At 63.0% G+C, this 16,912-nt stretch carries 22 protein-coding genes; all 22 read left to right on the forward strand.

What is annotated here, in order from left to right; translation table 11 throughout:
* Positions 1-37 precede the first annotated feature (37 nt).
* Positions 38-1,372 (forward strand): tetratricopeptide repeat protein, encoded by a 1,335-nt coding sequence (locus GEMMAAP_RS05120; protein WP_026849976.1) that lies wholly within the window; start codon positions 38-40, stop codon positions 1,370-1,372.
* Positions 1,369-2,913, forward strand: a complete 1,545-nt coding sequence (locus tag GEMMAAP_RS05125) for a glycosyltransferase (protein WP_026849975.1) — start codon at positions 1,369-1,371, stop codon at positions 2,911-2,913. Before GEMMAAP_RS05120 ends, GEMMAAP_RS05125 begins: the two co-directional genes overlap by 4 nt.
* The gene (wecB, locus tag GEMMAAP_RS05130) at positions 2,910-4,106 is read left to right on the forward strand and encodes a non-hydrolyzing UDP-N-acetylglucosamine 2-epimerase (RefSeq protein ID WP_202969190.1); all 1,197 of its coding nucleotides are present in this window, start codon (positions 2,910-2,912) and stop codon (positions 4,104-4,106) included. The genes GEMMAAP_RS05125 and wecB overlap by 4 nt, the downstream gene beginning before the upstream one ends.
* A gap of 252 nt (positions 4,107-4,358) precedes the next feature.
* Entirely contained in the window at positions 4,359-5,213 is an 855-nt protein-coding gene (locus GEMMAAP_RS20810) for a PEP-CTERM sorting domain-containing protein (protein ID WP_026849974.1), read from the forward strand.
* A 569-nt stretch (positions 5,214-5,782) separates the two neighbouring features.
* On the forward strand, positions 5,783-7,903 hold the full coding sequence (gene fusA, locus GEMMAAP_RS05140; protein ID WP_026849973.1) for an elongation factor G: 2,121 nt from the start codon (positions 5,783-5,785) through the stop codon (positions 7,901-7,903).
* Between the two features lie 42 nt (positions 7,904-7,945).
* On the forward strand, positions 7,946-9,148 hold the full coding sequence (tuf, locus tag GEMMAAP_RS05145) for an elongation factor Tu (RefSeq protein ID WP_026849972.1): 1,203 nt from the start codon (positions 7,946-7,948) through the stop codon (positions 9,146-9,148).
* A gap of 69 nt (positions 9,149-9,217) precedes the next feature.
* Complete coding sequence (rpsJ, locus tag GEMMAAP_RS05150; protein WP_012682361.1) at positions 9,218-9,526, forward strand: 30S ribosomal protein S10; 309 nt, start codon at positions 9,218-9,220, stop codon at positions 9,524-9,526.
* Positions 9,527-9,658: 132 nt separating this feature from the next.
* A complete protein-coding gene (rplC, locus tag GEMMAAP_RS05155) occupies positions 9,659-10,339 on the forward strand; it encodes a 50S ribosomal protein L3 (protein ID WP_026849971.1) in 681 nt (226 codons plus the stop codon).
* 2 nt (positions 10,340-10,341) lie between these two features.
* Positions 10,342-10,980, forward strand: coding sequence for a 50S ribosomal protein L4 (gene rplD, locus GEMMAAP_RS05160; RefSeq protein WP_053334240.1), 639 nt, complete (start codon positions 10,342-10,344; stop codon positions 10,978-10,980).
* Between the two features lie 3 nt (positions 10,981-10,983).
* On the forward strand, positions 10,984-11,268 hold the full coding sequence (locus tag GEMMAAP_RS05165) for a 50S ribosomal protein L23 (protein ID WP_026849969.1): 285 nt from the start codon (positions 10,984-10,986) through the stop codon (positions 11,266-11,268).
* Between the two features lie 5 nt (positions 11,269-11,273).
* Entirely contained in the window at positions 11,274-12,104 is an 831-nt protein-coding gene (gene rplB, locus GEMMAAP_RS05170) for a 50S ribosomal protein L2 (protein ID WP_026849968.1), read from the forward strand.
* Positions 12,105-12,128: 24 nt separating this feature from the next.
* A complete protein-coding gene (rpsS, locus tag GEMMAAP_RS05175; RefSeq protein ID WP_026849967.1) occupies positions 12,129-12,428 on the forward strand; it encodes a 30S ribosomal protein S19 in 300 nt (99 codons plus the stop codon).
* Positions 12,429-12,458: 30 nt separating this feature from the next.
* Positions 12,459-12,812: a 50S ribosomal protein L22 gene (gene rplV, locus GEMMAAP_RS05180; RefSeq protein ID WP_026849966.1), complete on the forward strand. Its 354-nt coding sequence runs from the start codon at positions 12,459-12,461 to the stop codon at positions 12,810-12,812.
* Positions 12,812-13,471: a 30S ribosomal protein S3 gene (gene rpsC, locus GEMMAAP_RS05185; RefSeq protein ID WP_026849965.1), complete on the forward strand. Its 660-nt coding sequence runs from the start codon at positions 12,812-12,814 to the stop codon at positions 13,469-13,471. Before rplV ends, rpsC begins: the two co-directional genes overlap by 1 nt.
* Before the next feature lie 11 nt (positions 13,472-13,482).
* A complete protein-coding gene (gene rplP / locus GEMMAAP_RS05190) occupies positions 13,483-13,911 on the forward strand; it encodes a 50S ribosomal protein L16 (protein WP_026849964.1) in 429 nt (142 codons plus the stop codon).
* Complete coding sequence (gene rpmC / locus GEMMAAP_RS05195; RefSeq protein ID WP_026849963.1) at positions 13,901-14,104, forward strand: 50S ribosomal protein L29; 204 nt, start codon at positions 13,901-13,903, stop codon at positions 14,102-14,104. Before rplP ends, rpmC begins: the two co-directional genes overlap by 11 nt.
* A gap of 56 nt (positions 14,105-14,160) precedes the next feature.
* Positions 14,161-14,415: a 30S ribosomal protein S17 gene (gene rpsQ / locus GEMMAAP_RS05200; RefSeq protein WP_026849962.1), complete on the forward strand. Its 255-nt coding sequence runs from the start codon at positions 14,161-14,163 to the stop codon at positions 14,413-14,415.
* 13 nt (positions 14,416-14,428) lie between these two features.
* A complete protein-coding gene (gene rplN, locus GEMMAAP_RS05205; RefSeq protein ID WP_026849961.1) occupies positions 14,429-14,797 on the forward strand; it encodes a 50S ribosomal protein L14 in 369 nt (122 codons plus the stop codon).
* 85 nt (positions 14,798-14,882) lie between these two features.
* Positions 14,883-15,203 (forward strand): 50S ribosomal protein L24, encoded by a 321-nt coding sequence (gene rplX / locus GEMMAAP_RS05210; protein ID WP_026849960.1) that lies wholly within the window; start codon positions 14,883-14,885, stop codon positions 15,201-15,203.
* 195 nt (positions 15,204-15,398) lie between these two features.
* Positions 15,399-15,998, forward strand: a complete 600-nt coding sequence (gene rplE / locus GEMMAAP_RS05215) for a 50S ribosomal protein L5 (RefSeq protein ID WP_026849959.1) — start codon at positions 15,399-15,401, stop codon at positions 15,996-15,998.
* 15 nt (positions 15,999-16,013) lie between these two features.
* Entirely contained in the window at positions 16,014-16,319 is a 306-nt protein-coding gene (gene rpsN, locus GEMMAAP_RS05220; protein ID WP_026849958.1) for a 30S ribosomal protein S14, read from the forward strand.
* Positions 16,320-16,503: 184 nt separating this feature from the next.
* Positions 16,504-16,905, forward strand: a complete 402-nt coding sequence (gene rpsH, locus GEMMAAP_RS05225; protein ID WP_026849957.1) for a 30S ribosomal protein S8 — start codon at positions 16,504-16,506, stop codon at positions 16,903-16,905.
* The last annotated feature ends 7 nt before the right edge of the window (positions 16,906-16,912 follow it).

A 16,912-nucleotide genomic window follows, 5' to 3' on the forward strand; every position in this document is an offset into this window, starting at 1 on the left:
GTCCCGAGGCCGGCCAGCGTACCCCTCCTCCGTCTCCGTGCTGCTCAATCTTCGTGGTCTCCAGGCGCGCCGCGGCGTCTCATGTGCGGCCGCAATTGTCGTGGCGCTGGCCAGCATGTGGTTGGCGCCAATGGCCGTCGCCCAGGCGCAGGATGCGCCTGCAGATCGGTACGCCACCGCCATGAACGTGGCCTATGCCGCCCGCCAGCGTGGTGATACCGCCAGCGCCCGCGAGTACTTTACCCGCGCCATTGCGGTCGATAGCACCCAGGCGGCGCCCCACATTGAGCTGGGCTACCTCGAGCTCGCTGGCGGCAACAAGCCCTCGGCGGCTCGCTGGTTCTCGCAGGGCGCGGCGCTCGCCCCGCAGAACGCCGATGTACGTCGGCAGTTGGGCTATGTGCTCATTGATCTGCGCCGGACTGACGACGCGATCAAGGCGCTCGAGAGCATCGGGACCACCCCCAGTGGCTACACCGATCGCGACCGGTTGGCGTTGGCGTACTTGTATGACAGCGCCACGCGGAACGCCGAAGCCCTCGAGGCGTTCCGGGCGGCCGCGCTCAGCGCCGATACCGGCGTGGCCAATCCGGCCCGACGTGCGCTGCGCGTGAAGGGGGATGTCGGGACGGTGCTCTTCTCCGAAGGCTACCTCGCCCCGTTTTACCAGTCGCGTTTCGATAACGCCATTGGCTTTGGCTTTCTGCGTCACGGCATTGAAAGCGGCGCGTCCTGGGCGCCGGCGGCCTACACGTCGTTGCGCGTGACGCGGGACAGCAAGTCTACGGGCGGCGGCGGGCAGTCGCGCGTGCTTTCCGATAACGCGGCCATCCTTGCCGGTGGGGTCCGTGTGCGCCCCTGGCACGGACCGTTATGGCTGTATGCAGAAGCGGGCGGGGCGTATTCACTTCTGACCAATGACACCACCAGCTGGCGCCGTGATGTGCGCGCCGGTGGTTATCTCATTGCCCAGGATGAGCGTCGGCTGGTACGCGATGCCAACTGGAAACTGCTCACCGACATTGCGGCCGATGTGAGCTGGTACGAACGCTTCGACAAGAACGTGATTGGCTACGCGCTGTTGCGCGAAGGCGTGCGCTTTGGCACGCCCGGCAAGCTGGCGCTCGATCTGTTTGGGCGCGGCTGGGTGGGATACGACAGCCGCGGTGACTTTTTCAACCGGGCCGCTGAGAGTGGCGGTGGTGCCGCGTTGCGGGTGGGGCCGCATTTCGTGCTGTTTACTGAAGGCATTTACGGACGATTCTTCGAGCAGCCGACGCCCGGGGTCAAGCGTCGGTATCAGGAGTGGCGTGTGACGGCCGTGTGGGGATGGCGGGCGCTCAAGCCCCTTCGTGAGGGGGGCGCACGATGACCGGTTTGGAAATGGCCGTCATTGTCATCGCGGTGTTCTACCTGATCTTTGCGATCGATGACCTGTTGTTCGATGTGACGTTCTGGTTGGGCAAGATCTTCGGCTGGTGGAAGCGCCCAACGGTGACGGTCAAGGAACTGCGTGACGTGAGCGAGTGGCGTATTGCCATCGTGACGCCCGCGTGGAAGGAAGACGACGTCATCGCGCGCATGCTCCTGTATAATCTGCCGCGACTGGACTACCAGCGGTATGACTACTGGATCGGGACGTATCAGAACGATCCGGACACTCGTCGTGAAGTGGACAAGGTGCGCGCGATCTATCCGAACGTGCGCAAGGTGACCACGACCAACGATGGCCCCACCTCCAAGGCGGACTGCGTCAACACGGTACTGCAGGCCATTGTGGAGCATGAACAGCGGGCCGGCCTGCGCTACGACCTCATCGTGTTTCATGATGTGGAGGACCTGGTGCATCCGCAGGAGCTGCGGTTGCTCAACTGGTACTTCCGCAACGATGACGTGGACTTCGTGCAATTGCCCGTGTTGTCCACGCCGCCGTTCTGGTATGACTTCGTGGCCGGTACGTACATCGACGAATTCGCCGAGATGTACACGAAGAACATGTTCGTCCGTGAGAAGGTCTGGGGCTTCGTGCCATCGGCCGGTGTGGCCACGTGTGTGCGCCGGACTGTCATTGATCAGCTCATGGAAGAGCGTAACGGGACGCCGTTCGCGACCAATTCGCTCACCGAAGACTACGATCTGGGACTTGGTCTCACGGTGCAGGGGCGTCCCACGCGGTATCTGCATCAGTACGTGCAGATCGACGAAGATGACAAGAATTCGGAAGAACTGATTGCCACGTGGGCTCCGTTCCCCCAGACGTTCCGTACCGCGGTGCGTCAGCGCACGCGCTGGATGGCCGGCATCGTGTTTCAGGGGTGGGAGCATTGGGGCTGGCCCAAGGGGCTCAGCTGGCTGCTGGCGCACGATCGTCGTGGCCCGCTGGGCTATCTCGTGGTGCTCGCCGGCTATCTGCTGCTGCTGTACTTCGTGGCGTACGAATGGGTCCGGGTGTTTTACGATCGTGGGCTTCCCGAAATGCTTGAAGAGCCATGGTTCGCGTGGCTGTTCTGGATCGGGTTGTTCTTCATGTGCAACCGCCTCATTCAGCGCGCCATCAGTACCGGCAAGCTGTACGGCTTTGGTCAGGCGCTGCTCTCGATCTTCCGGACGCCCTTCTCGAACATCGTGAACATGGTGGCCACCTTCCGGGCGGCCAATCAGTACTTCAAGTCGCGTCGCACCGGTATTCCCATGAGCTGGGACAAAACCGAACACTCATTGCCGCCGCAGGTTGGCGCACAGATGCGTCTCGGCGAGAAGCTCATCGAAGACAAGAAGCTCACCACGCAGCAGCTCGTGCTGGCGCTCAAGGAGCAGCGCGAAAAGGGTGGTCAGCTGGGCGCCATTCTGGTGAAGCAAGGTGCTGTGTCACGTGACGATGTGGAAACCGTTGTGAGGAATACCCGCGCATGAGCAAATCCCGGTGGTTGACTCCCATGCGCGGCGGCGCCCCCGCCGTGCGTGCCACGCCCAATGTGGCGGTGATCGTGGGCACCCGTCCCGAAGTCATCAAGATGGCGCCAGTGGTACGGGCGCTGCGGGCGTCCACCAGCGTGACCTGTACGGTGGTCAGCACGGGGCAGCACCGTGACCTGCTGGTGCGCGCGTTCGAAGACGTGGGGCTGGTGCCCGACATCGAGCTGTCGCTCATGACGGAGAATCAGTCGCCCAGTGCCTTTGTGGCGCGCTGCATCACCGCGCTGGACGACGTGTTTGCGCAGAACAAGCCGCAGGCGGTTCTGGTGCAAGGCGACACCAGCAGCGCCTGCGCCGGGGCCATGGCGGCCACGTGGCGCTCCATCCCCGTGGGGCATGTGGAAGCCGGCCTGCGCTCCTTCAATTTTCAGGAGCCGTTCCCGGAAGAGTTCCACCGTCGCGTGGTGGGTGTGGCAGCGCAGTGGCATTTTGCCCCCACGCCGGAGAGCCGCGACAACCTGCTGCGCGAAGGCGTCCCCATGCACCGCATCTTCATGACCGGCAATACCATTGTGGATGCCGTGAAGCAGATGGATGTGTCGCGCCCGTTCGAAAATCGCCTGCTGGATGCGGTGCCCGAGGGGCGCCTGGCGCTCGTTACGGCGCATCGGCGGGAGAACCAGGGCGAGTCCATGCGGGATATCGCCCGTGCCGTCAAGCGGCTGGTGGCGGCCGTGGCGGACTTGCAGGTGGTGCTGCCGCTGCACCCCAATCCCAATGTGCGCGGGCTTTTTCAGCAGGAGCTGGGGGATACGCCGCGGGTGCACCTGCTGGAGCCGCTCAGCTATCCCGACCTGCTGAAGGTCCTGCACAAGAGCACGATCATCCTGTCCGACTCGGGCGGATTGCAGGAGGAGGCCCCCAGTGTGGGGCGTCCCATTCTCATTTTGCGGGAACGCACCGAGCGCCCGGAAGTGGTGCAGGTGGGGGCAGGCATTCTGGTGGGTACCGATCCCGATCTCATCGTAAAGGAAGCGCTGTCCATTTTGTGCGACCCGGTGGTGTACGAGCGCATGGTCACGGTGCCCAACCCGTTTGGTGACGGCAAGGCGTCGGCCCGCATCACGGAAATCCTGGAGTCCTCGCTGTGCGAGGAAGCGGATTTGCCGGTGATGTCGATGGTGCTGTAACCTTCACGTTATGGTTGGGTCTGCTGGCATGAAACCGCAGACTGTGGGAAGTTCGCAGCAACCTGTCGCACGGTGTGGGCGCCAAGCCACACGCGATGTGGAGATGTGGGGGTGAAAGGGCAAGAAAGCCCTCTCAAAAGGTGGATAAGTCGTTTTATGGTAGAGCTCGGCATGTGGCACGGCTTATGCTTCAGTTAGGTAGCAGGTGGTCCGAACGCTCGGCGCCACAATAAACTCAGCAAGGGTTTTCCAATGCTTCGCACGTCGTCCCGTATCGCCACAACCGTTCGCCTTGCCATTGGTGTGAGCAGCGTTCTGCTTGCGTCCACCGAGGCCGCTGCGCAGACCTATAGCGATTTCGGCTCGGTGACTACCGCTCCTACGAGTGGTGTCTGTAAGAACTGGGGCAATGAGGGGTTCGGCCCGAAATCTGGTGGCCTCACCTGGTACAACGCGTACCTGCTCAACGTGCCCGAATACTTCAATTGCTGGACAAAGGCGCCAGCGGTCACCGGGTATCCGTCCAATTCAAAGCTGGCGATCCTGACGTCGACCCCCCTGCAGGTCCAGATGGATACGTTTAATCCGTTCTTCCTGCACAGCCTCAAGGTGGGATCGGGGTGGACGAACGACGCGATCCTGACGCTGAACGGCTACATGGGTGACGTCAACAACAAGACGCTGCAGTTCAGCCAGACCCTGACCAATCTTGACGCGAACGCCCCGATGGCGGATTCGTGGAAGATCGACAATCAGGGGAAGGCCATTACCTACTTTACCCTCAGCGTCAACTACAATCTTGCCGGCGCTCCAGCGTGGAATCCGGTGGATGCGAACTGTCTGTACGCGACCGCCCCAGCTGACGTGGCGAATTGCGCGGTGCCGGCGTGGGGCCAGGACCCGTACAACTCCCGCCTCTATCAGTGGCAGGTTGATCGCTCCATCGGCATGGGGGCCAATGCCCGTACGACGCTTCCCTACCAGACCATTTGGGTCGCTGGGGTTGAGACGTCTTCGGTCGTCCCCGAGCCGAGCACCTATGCCCTGATGGGCGCGGGTCTGCTGGCGCTGGGTGTGGCCTCGCGCCGCCGCCGGAAGCAGGGCTGAACATATTTTGGAAAGGGGCTGGCCAGACTGGTCGGCCCCCTGGGTAAGAACCGCGCCGTCCGGAGCTGGTCCGGACGGCGCGAAATGTTTGGAGGGGAAGCAGTTGGACGCCGAGTGGCGTATATCGGCGGTTCCCGCGGGTTGACTTCCGGCCCAGGCTCCCTCATGTTAGGTGTCTGCCCGTAAACGCCTCAAAAGGGCGTGGTCTGGCAACCCCAACGTAGTCTCGCAACACAGTCGGCGGATCTGCAGCCGACCCCTTATGGGCCACCGCGGTTTCAGGGTGGGGCGCCACGCCCGGCAGTCTTTGGGTAGGCACGCTGTTCCGGCACGGCATCGTGATGATGACGCGCTCCCGACAAGCAACGCAGCCAATTCAACGTCGCATCTGGAGTCCGCAGTTCTCTGGAAGTGGCGCGCTTGGGTCCCCACTCGTGCAGCAGCGGCGAGCGTACCCGGCGACAGCGGATGGATACCGCTCCCAATCCGGGAGGCCAGGTCCAGCCGTTTTTTTGCTGGTTCACTTTTGTTCTCTTACTGCGCTGCCCTGGCGGCGCATACCGAAAACTATGCCGCGTACCACCCCGCTCCAGCACTACCGCAACATCGGCATCATGGCCCACATCGATGCCGGCAAGACGACCACCACTGAGCGCATCCTGTATTACACAGGCAAGTCGCACAAGATTGGTGAAGTCCACGATGGCGCCGCCACCATGGACTGGATGGAACAGGAACAGGAGCGCGGCATCACGATCACGTCGGCCGCGACGACCTGCTTCTGGATGCGTCATGGCCAGGCCCACGACAAGGGCGCGGGTCCGGAATTCCGCATCAACATCATCGACACCCCGGGCCACGTGGACTTCACCGTCGAAGTGGAGCGTTCGCTCCGCGTGCTCGACGGCGCCGTCACGCTGCTCGACTCGGTGGCCGGTGTAGAGCCGCAGACGGAAACGGTATGGCGTCAGGCCGACCGGTACCGTGTGCCGCGCATGATTTTCTCGAACAAGATGGATCGGGTGGGCGCGAACTTCGATCGCTGCCTGGCCATGATCCGTGATCGCCTGAGCAAGCGCGCGTTCCCGCTGCAGCTGCCGGTGGGTTCGGGCGAAACGTTCACGGGCCACATCGACGTGCTCGAGCGCAAGCAGTACATCTTCCACGACGAGACGATGGGCAAGACGTTCTCGGTGGTCGATGTGCCGGCCGAGTTCAAGGACGCCTGCGAGCTCGCGCGTCACGAGGCCATTGAAGCGGCCGTCGAGCATGACGAAGCGCTGATGGAGAAGTACCTGGCTGGCGAAGAGCTCTCGATGGACGAGATCCGCTCTGCCATCCGTGCGGCGACGATCGCGATGGAGTTCATCCCGGTCCTCTGCGGCGCCTCGTTCAAGAACAAGGGTGTGCAGGCGCTGCTCGACGCGGTGATCGATTATCTCCCCGCGCCGATCGACGTGCCAGCCATTCAGGGCCACCTGCCGCATCACGACGAAACGTTCATCGATGCGCCGATCAACGACGACGCGCCGTTCGCGGCGCTGGCGTTCAAGATCGCGACCGACCCGTTCGTCGGAAAGCTGACCTTCTTCCGCGTCTACTCGGGCGTGATGCAGTCGGGCAGCTACGTCTACAACAGCACGAAGGACAAGCGTGAGCGTGTCGGTCGTCTGCTGCAGATGCACGCCAACAAGCGTGAAGAAATCGAGGAAGTGCGCGCCGGTGACATTGCCGCCGCGATCGGGCTCAAGGACACGCGCACGGGCGACACGCTGTGCACGGAAGACCACCCGCTCATCCTCGAGGCCATGAAGTTCCCGGCCCCCGTCATCGACGTCGCCATCGAGCCGAAGACGAAGGCGGACCAGGACAAGCTGGCCATCGCGCTGCAGAAGCTCGCCGAAGAAGATCCGACGTTCCGCGTGCGTTCCGACGCCGAGACGGGACAGACGATCATCGCCGGTATGGGCGAGTTGCACCTCGAGATCATCGTCGATCGCATGATGCGCGAATTCAAGGTCGATGCGAACGTGGGTCGCCCGCAGGTGGCCTACCGCGAAACGATCAAGAAGCGCGTCGAGAAGATCGAAGGGAAGTTCATCCGCCAGTCCGGCGGTAAGGGGCAGTTCGGCCACGTGGTCATCAACATGGAGCCCTCCGAACAGGGCCAGGGCTTCGTGTTCGAAGACAAGATCGTGGGCGGTGTCATTCCCCGTGAATACATCGGCCCCGTGGAACAGGGCATCAAGGAAGCGCTGGAAAATGGCGTGCTCGCCGGTTACCCGGTGGTGGACGTCAAGGTTCAGCTGACCTTCGGCTCGTACCACGAAGTCGACTCATCGGAAATGGCGTTCAAGATTGCCGGCTCGATGGCGTTCAAGGAGGCGGCCAAGCAGGCCAGCCCCTGTCTGCTGGAGCCGGTCATGAAGGTCGAGGTCGTGAGCCCGGAAGCGTACATGGGTGACGTCCTCGGCGATCTCTCCTCGCGGCGCGGCAAGATTGGCGGCATGACGCAGCGTGGTGAGGCGCAGGTAATCTCGGCGACTGTGCCGCTCGCCGAGATGTTCGGTTACTCGACCAAGCTGCGCAGCATGTCGCAGGGACGAGCGGTCTACTCGATGGAGTTCTCGCATTACGAGGAAGTGCCGAAGTCGAAGGCCGAAGAGATCATCAGCAAGGTGAAGGCGTAAGCCTCACCCACTCATTCACTACCCAAATACCAGAACAAAACCATGGGCAAGGCAAAGTTCGAGCGGAACAAGCCGCACGTGAACGTGGGAACGATCGGCCACGTCGACCACGGCAAGACGACGACGACGGCTGCTCTCACGAAGATCTCGGCGGACAAGGGCTACGGCACGAAGTACATCGCGTACGACGAAGTTGCCAAGGCCTCTGAGTCGCAGGGACGTCGCGACAGCACGAAGATTCTGACGATTGCCACGTCGCACGTGGAGTACGAGACGGAAGCGCGTCACTACGCGCACGTTGACTGCCCGGGTCACGCCGACTACGTGAAGAACATGATCACCGGCGCTGCGCAGATGGACGGCGCGATCCTGGTGGTGTCGGCCGTGGACGGCCCGATGCCGCAGACGCGTGAGCACATCCTCCTGGCTCGCCAGGTGAACGTGCCCTCGGTCGTGGTGTTCCTCAACAAGTGTGACCTGGTGGAAGACGAAGAGCTCCTCGACCTCGTCGAGCTCGAAGTCCGTGAACTGCTGTCGAAGTACAACTACCCGGGTGATGACGCTCCGGTGATCCGTGGCTCGGCGATCAACGCCATCAACGGCGATCCGAAGTGGGTGGCAGAGTTCCAGAAGCTGTACGACGCGCTGGATACGTACATCGCGGAGCCGGTGCGTGAGATCGACAAGCCGTTCCTCCTCCCGGTCGAAGACGTGTTCTCGATCACGGGTCGTGGCACGGTGGCGACGGGCCGTATCGAGCGTGGCATCGTGAAGGTCGGCGAAGAAGTGCAGGTCGTCGGCTACAACAGCGAGAAGAAGACGACCGTCACGGGCGTCGAAATGTTCCGCAAGCTGCTCGACGAAGGACGCGCGGGCGACAACGTCGGTCTGCTCCTCCGCGGCATCGCGAAGGAAGACATCGAGCGCGGCATGGTGTTGGCCAAGCCGAACTCGATCAAGCCGCACACGAAGTTCACGTCGGAAGTGTACGTGCTCACGAAGGAAGAAGGCGGCCGTCACACGCCGTTCTTCAAGGGCTACCGCCCGCAGTTCTACTTCCGCACGACGGACGTGACGGGCAACATCGAGCTCCCCGAAGGGATGGAGATGGTGATGCCGGGCGACAACGTGACGATGACGATTGAGCTCATCATCCCGATCGCCATGGAAGAGCAGCTGCGCTTCGCCATCCGTGAGGGTGGCCGCACGGTCGGCGCCGGCGTCGTTACCAAGATCCTCGCCTAATCACGACTGTCGGCGGGTGGTGAGGCTTTCGGGTCTCACCACCCGCTCAACAGGCTCCCAGGAATAGAGATGGCTGGCCGCATTCGCATTCGCCTCAAGGCATTTGACCACGCTGTGATCGATCAGGCGTCGGCGGACATTGTCCGCACGGCTGAGAAGACCGGCGCGTCGGTCTCTGGTCCGATCCCGCTGCCCACGAAAACGCAGCGTTGGACCGTGTTGCGCTCGCCGCACGTCGACAAGAAGTCGCGCGAGCAGTTCGAACTGAAGACGCACAAGCGCGTGATCGATATTCTCGATTCGCGTGCCGGTACGGTGGACGCGCTCACGAAGCTCGATCTCCCGGCTGGTGTGGACGTCGAAATCAAGGTGGAGTAGGACGTAGTACGCAGGACGTAGTACGCAGCACGTAACACGTAGTACAGAGGGCGTCGCACAGGGCGTCGTCCTCCACAGTCCAACGGATCATCCTTTGCGGATGGCCGCGACTCGTACGGAGTGAGTCCATTCATGATCGGTATCATCGGTAAAAAGCTGGGCATGACCCAGCTGTTCAACGAGCAGGGGCAGCAAGTGCCCTGCACCGTGGTGGAGGCCACGCCCAATCCCGTCGTGAAGGTGATGACGAAGGATCAGGCGGGTTTTGCCTCGGTGGAGCTCGGATATGGTGCGCAGCGCACGGCGCGCGCCAACAAGAAGGGTGAGCGCACGCCCAAGGGCAATCGCGCCACCAAGGCGGAGCTGGGACACGCGCAGAAGGCCGGCCTTGAGGCGGCGCCTGCGGTGCTGAAGAGCTTCCGTCTCGACGACGCGCCCGGCAAGGCCGAGGTGCCGTCGTACAACATCGGCGACACGATTTCCGTGGAAATCTTCACCCCCGGCGAGAAGGTCAAGGTCACCGGTACCAGCAAGGGCCGTGGCTTCCAGGGTGTGGTGAAGCGCCACGGCTTCCATGGCGGTCCGAACACGCACGGTAACACCAAGCACCGCAAGCCTGGCTCCATCGGCGCGGGCACGGATCCGTCGCGCGTGATCAAGGGCAAGAAGATGCCCGGCCAGTATGGCAACGTGCAGCACACGTCTCTCAGCATCCGCGTCGAAAAGGTGGATGCCGAGCGTAACCTCATTTATCTGCGCGGCAGCGTGGCGGGGCCGACGAACGGCATCGTCTTCGTGCGGAAGCAGGGCTGATCATGATGGCGGAAACGAAGACTTTTGAGGCGCCTGTGTTCACGGCGCAGGGCAAGCAGGGCGGTACGCGCCAGCTCCCCGAGATGTTCGACGGCATCGTCAACGTGCCGGTCATGCACCAGGCGGTAAAGGCGTTCCTCGCCAACCGTCGTCAGGGCACGGCCAAGACGAAGACGCGTGGCGAAGTCACCGGCGGTAACCAGAAGCCGTGGAAGCAGAAGGGTACCGGTCGCGCCCGTCAGGGCTCGACGCGTGCGCCCAACTGGCCGGGCGGTGGTACGGTGTTCGGCCCGCAGCCGCGCAGCTACACGCAGATCGTGCCGCGTCAGGTGCGTCAGTTGGCGCGCAAGAGTGCGCTGAACGCCCGGGCTCGTGAAGGCGCGGTGATCCTGGTCGATGCGCTGAACTTCAGCGCGCCGAAGACCAAGACGATGACGGCGTTGATTGCGTCCATTGGCGCCGCGGGCAAGAAGGTGCTCGTGCTGACCGAAGGCGTGAAGCCGAATGTGTACCTGAGCGCGCGCAACATCGAGCGCGCCCATGTGATGCCGTTCAGCGATGCGAGCACCTACCACATCCTCTGGTCGGATGTCGTGGTGATCGAGTCGGCGGCGCTCACCCAGAACTCCGCGGAGGGCTAAGCGATGAGTCTTTATCGCACCATCGTGCGCCCGATCATCACGGAGCGTACCTCAGCCGCGTATCAGGATCGCGGCGAATACACGTTCGAGGTGGCGCCTACCGCTACCAAGTACGCCATCAAGGCCGCCGTCGAGCAGCTGTTCGGCGTAAAGGTTACCGGCGTCTGGACGTCCATCGCGCGCGGAAAGGCGCGCCGCGTGGGCCAGTCCATCGGTCGCCGTCCACATACCAAGAAGGCGATTGTGAAGCTGCGTGACGGCGACACCATCGCGATCTTCGAGGGCTGAGTCGCATGGGCATTCGTCAGTTCAAGCCGGTCACCAAGGGCACGCGTTTCCGCTCGGTCTCAGACTTCGCCGAGATCACGCGCAGCACCCCTGAGAAGTCGCTGCTCGAGCCGCTCAAGAAGTCGGGCGGGCGCGACAACCATGGCCACATCTCGATGCGTCGCATCGGTGGCGGCCACAAGCGCATGTACCGCATCATCGATTTCAAGCGCAACAAGCCTGGCGTGCCGGCGACGGTGGCGCACATCGAGTACGATCCGAACCGTTCGGCGCGCATCGCGCTGGTGGAGTATGCGGACGGCGAGAAGCGGTACATCCTGCATCCGAAGGGCCTCAAGCAGGGCGATACGGTGGTGTCGGGTCCGGGCAGCGATGTCCGCACCGGCAACGCGATGCCGCTCCGCGAAGTGCCGCTCGGCACGTCGGTGCACAACATCGAGCTGAAGATCGGCAAGGGCGGCCAGATGGCGCGCTCGGCCGGTGCCTTCGCCCAGGTGGTGGCGAAGGAAGGCGAGTACGTCACCCTTCGGCTTGGCTCCACCGAAATGCGCCTGGTGCACGGCAACTGCATGGCGACGATCGGAGAAGTGGGTAACTCCGAGCACGAGTTGCAGTCGCACGGCAAGGCGGGCAAGAGCCGTTGGCTCGGCAAGCGCCCCAAGGTGCGTGGTGAAGTCATGAACCCGGTGGATCACCCGCACGGTGGCCGCACGCGCGGCGGTCGTAACGTGGTGAGCCCGTGGGGTAAGAAGGAAGGCGTCAAGACGCGCAACAAGAAGAAGGCGTCAACGCGTCTCATCGTGCGCGGCCGCAAGCGCGGCCGAGCCACGCAGTAACCGCCAGGCGAGACGAGAACCGATATGTCGAGAAGCATTAAGAAGGGTCCGTTCGTCGCTGAACGCCTGGAGGCGAAGGTGGTCGCGATGAACGCCAAGAGCGAGAAGAAGGTCGTGAAGACCTGGTCGCGCGCTAGCACGATTCTGCCCGAGTTCGTCGGGCACACGTTTGCGGTGCACAACGGGAACAAGTTCATCCCGGTGTACGTGACGGAAAACATGGTTGGCCACAAGCTGGGCGAGTTTTCGCCGACGCGTCTGTTCCGCGGTCACGCGGGACAGAAGACGGACGCGAAGAAGTCTGGCGGCAAGGGAGGCAAGTAACCCATGGCCAAAGCAGCGGTGAAGACGGGGATTGAGGCGCGCGCGATTCAGCGCACCACGCGTCAGTCGCCCTACAAGATGCGGCTGGTCATTGACCAGATCCGCGGCCAGCGTGTCAACGACGCGCTCGCGCTCCTGAAGTTCTCCAAGAAGCACGCGGCCGAGCAGATTGCGAAGACGCTCAACAGTGCCGTGGCGAACGCAGAACAGTCGGCCCGTGCGGCCAACACGTCCCTCGATGTGGACATGCTGGTGATCACGAAGGCCATCGTGAACGAAGGTCCGAAACTCAAGCGTTGGACGCCGGCGGCCATGGGCCGTGCGACGCCGATGCTGAAGCGGACCAGCCATGTCGAGATCGTCGTGACGGAGGCGGTGCGCTAATGGGACAAAAGACCAATCCGATCGGCTTCCGCCTCGGCGTCACGAAGAACTGGCGCTCGACGTGGTATGCCAAGAAGGAGATGCCGGCGCTGTTGAAGGAAGACGCGCTGCTGCGGAAGTACCTGAAGGCGCGTTTGGACAACGCCGCCATTTCCGATGTCACGATTGAGCGGAAGCCGGGGAAGGTCGTGGTGACCATCCACACGGGCCGGCCGGGCGTGGTGATCGGCAAGAAGGGTGCGGAAGTGGACAAGTTGCGTGATGAGCTCACGCAGCTGACCGGCAAGGAAGTCGGCATCAACGTGGAAGAGATCAAGCGCCCGGAAGTGGAGGCGCAGCTCGTGGCCGACAACATTGCGGCGCAGCTCTCGCAGCGTATTTCGTTCCGTCGGGCGCTGAAGCGCGCGGTGCAGAGCGCGATGCGGATGGGAGCGCTGGGCATCAAGGTGAAGGCTGGCGGCCGCCTCGGCGGTGCCGAAATCGCGCGCGTGGAAGGGTACATGGAAGGCCGGGTGCCCCTTCATACGCTGCGCGCCGACATCGATTACGCGACGAGCACGGCGAGGACCACGTACGGCGCCATTGGCGTCAAGGTGTGGATCTTCAAGGGTGAAATCGTGGAAGATCGTCGCGGCAAGACCTACTCGACCGGCAACTGAGGAACTGAGAGATGCTGAGTCCGAAGCGGGTCAAATTCCGCAAGATGTTCAAGGGCCGGATGACCGGTCTGGCGCACCGTGGCGCCGAGCTGTCGTTTGGCACGTTTGGTCTCCAGGCACTGGAGCCGGCGTGGGTGACGAGCCGGCAGATCGAAGCGTGCCGTGTTGCGATGACGCGTCACATCAAGCGTGGCGGCAAAGTATGGATCCGGATTTTCCCGGACAAGCCGATCACGAAGAAGCCGGCCGAAACCCGAATGGGTAAGGGTAAGGGTTCGCCGGAGATGTGGGTGGCGGTAGTGAAGCCGGGCCGAGTGATGTTTGAGATCGAGGGTGTGTCCCGGGAACTCGCCGAAACGGCGATGGGCCTGGCCGCCGCGAAGCTCGGCGTAAAGACCAAGTTTGTGGCGCGCGAGGAGGCGGTGACCCATGAAGTCTGAAGAGATCCGCGGACTCGCTGATGACGAGCTCGTGTCGCGTATTGCTGAACTGGAAGAGGAGCGTTTTCGTCTCCGGTTCCGCAGCGGTACCGAAGCGCTGGAAGAGCCGCTGCGGCTGCGCAGCATCCGCAGGGACATTGCGCGCCTCAAGACGGTCCAGCGCGAGCGTCAGCTCGCCGGCCGCGGCCGCTAACCGAGATACGACAGATGGCTGAAACGAATAACGCGAGCGCCGCGCAGAACGGCGCCATGGATCGGACCGCGCGCAAGGTGCGTATCGGGCTGGTCGTGAGCGACAAGATGGAAAAGACGGTGGTCGTTCGCATCGACCGTCGCATGCCGCACCCGCAGTACGGCAAGATGGTGACGCGTACGCGTAAGCTGAAGGCTCACGACGAGGAGAACTCGGCGAAGGTCGGCGATACGGTGCGCATCATGGAGACCCGGCCCTTGTCGAAGGACAAGCGGTGGCGCGTGGTCGAAATCGTCGAACGCGCGCGGTAAGGGGAAATAATCCATGATCCAGCAAGAATCAGTCGTGAAGGTTGCGGACAACAGCGGCGCCAAGCGCGCCCTGGTGATCCGTGTCCTGGGCGGCACGCGCCGTCGGTACGCCGGCCTTGGTGACAAGGTCATCGTGGCGGTCAAGGACGCGCTGCCGAACGGCACCGTGAAGAAGTCCGACGTGGCGAAGGCCGTGGTGGTTCGCACGGTGAAGGAAACGCGCCGCAAGGATGGTTCGTACATCCGCTTCGACGAGAACGCCGTCGTGATCATCAACGACAACGGTGAGCCGAAGGCGACGCGTATCTTCGGACCCGTGGCGCGTGAGCTTCGTGAGAAGCGCTACATGAAGATCGTGTCGCTGGCGCCCGAGGTGATCTGAGATGCGGAAGAACGTTTACTACAAGACGGATCGCGGCCAGCGCCTCGGCGCTGCGCGTCACGCCCTCAAGGCGTCTCGCGAAGTGATCCACGTCACGAAGGGTGATACCGTTCGCGTGATGCGCGGCGACGACAAGGGGAAGGAAGGGAAGGTCCTTCAGGTGTACCCCAAGACGGGCCGCATCAAGGTGGAAGGCATCAACATCGTGAAGAAGCACCGCAAGGCGCGCACGGCGGAAGAGACGAGCGGCATCATCGAGATGGCCGCGCCCTTCCACGCGTCAAACGTCATGTTGCTCGATTCGAAGACCGGCAAGCCGACGCGAGTTCGCAATCGCGTGGACAAGGACGGCACGAAGGAGCGCATCGGCGTGAAGAGCGGTGAAGTCATTTCCCGCGCCCGCTGAACGGAGTAACTGACGATGGCGACCAAGGAAAAGGGCGCCGCCAAGGGCGGCGCGAAGGGTGGAGCAAAGGGTGGAGCGAAGGCTGGTGCCGCCAAGGGTGGCGCTGGCTCGAAGGGTGGCAGCAAGGCCGACAAGAAGGCCGGCCAGCCGCGCCAGGCGATCGACTTCACGAAGCGTGAGCATGCAGGTGCCGGCTTGCCGGTGGCCGGTCCGCGCCTCAAGACGTTCTACGAGAATACGGTCCGTGCCAAGCTGGCGGCCCAGTTCGGGTTCACCAACCCGCACCAGATCCCGACGCTGACGAAGATCGTGATCAACTGCGGCGTGGGCGAAGCGGTGAAGCAGCCGAAGCTGCTCGACGTGGTGGTGGAAGAGCTCGCGCTGATCTCCGGCCAGAAGCCGGTGCGCCGCAAGGCGAAGAAGTCGGTCGCGAACTTCGGTCTCCGTGAGGGACAGGAGATCGGCGCGTCGGTGACGATGCGTGGCGCCCGCATGTGGGAGTTCCTGGATCGGTTCGTGACGGTGGCGTGCCCGCGTATCCGCGATTTCCGCGGCCTCGGCACGAAGTCGTTCGACGGTCGTGGGAACTACACGCTCGGCATCAAGGAACAGATGATCTTTCCGGAGATCAACTATGACATGGTCGAGCAGATCCACGGCATGGACATCACGTTCGTGACGACGGCGGACAAGGATGCGCACGCGTTCGCGCTGCTGCATCAGCTGGGCATGCCGTTCCGTGGCGACGATAAGCCGGTGACGCCGAAAGTGGCGCAGCCGAGCGCCGCGGCCTAAACCAGGACTGAGACGATGGCGAAGACGAGCAAGCTGGCCCGCAACGCCCAGCGCAAGGTGCTGGTGGAGCGGTATGCCACGAAGCGCGCGGCCCTGAAGGCCGCGATCAACAACCCGAAGAGCACGCCGGAAGAAGTGCAGGCCGCGGTGAACGCGCTGCACAAGCTGCCGCGCAACTCCTCGGCGACGCGGGTGCGGAACCGCTGCAACATGAGCGGCCGTCCTCGGGCCTATCTGCGTCAGTTCGGGCTGAGCCGCATCGCCTTGCGCGATATGGCGTTGAACGGCCTGATCCCGGGCGTGCGCAAGGCCAGCTGGTAACACCCTTCGGGGCGTCCAGCAGGATGCAGGACCCAAAACGAGCTGTGGGCTTGGAGTTCGGGGCTGGCGGGGTGAGATTGTAAGGCTCCCCCCGCGGGGCTCGGGCTCCATACCCGGAGTTCGACTTTTCATTCACTTCCTACCGGTCCGCCACGGGCGGATACCCTAGGAGAATTATCAGAGCATGAGCCTGAACGACCCTATTGCCGACATGCTGACGCGGATTCGCAATGCGTGTGCTTCCAAGCACCGCCGCGTCGACATGCCGGTCTCGAAGATCAAGATCGAGATCGCGCGCATCCTGAAGGAGAACTCCTTCATCCAGGACTACCGCACGGTCGATCTCGAGGATGGCAAGGCCGTCCTGCGCGTGATTTTGAAGTACGCGCACGGTGGACAGTCGGTGATCCGCGAAGCGAAGCGCATCTCGACCCCCGGTCTGCGGAAGTACGTCGGCGTGACGGAAATCCCGCGCGTTCGCAATGGCCTCGGTATGGCCATCCTCAGCACGTCGAAGGGCATCATGTCTGATCGTGATGCACGCACCGCCAACACTGGCGGCGAGCTCCTCGCCCTCGTCTGGTAAGGAGACT

The organism is Gemmatimonas phototrophica, from assembly GCF_000695095.2.
Lineage (GTDB): Bacteria > Gemmatimonadota > Gemmatimonadetes > Gemmatimonadales > Gemmatimonadaceae > Gemmatimonas > Gemmatimonas phototrophica.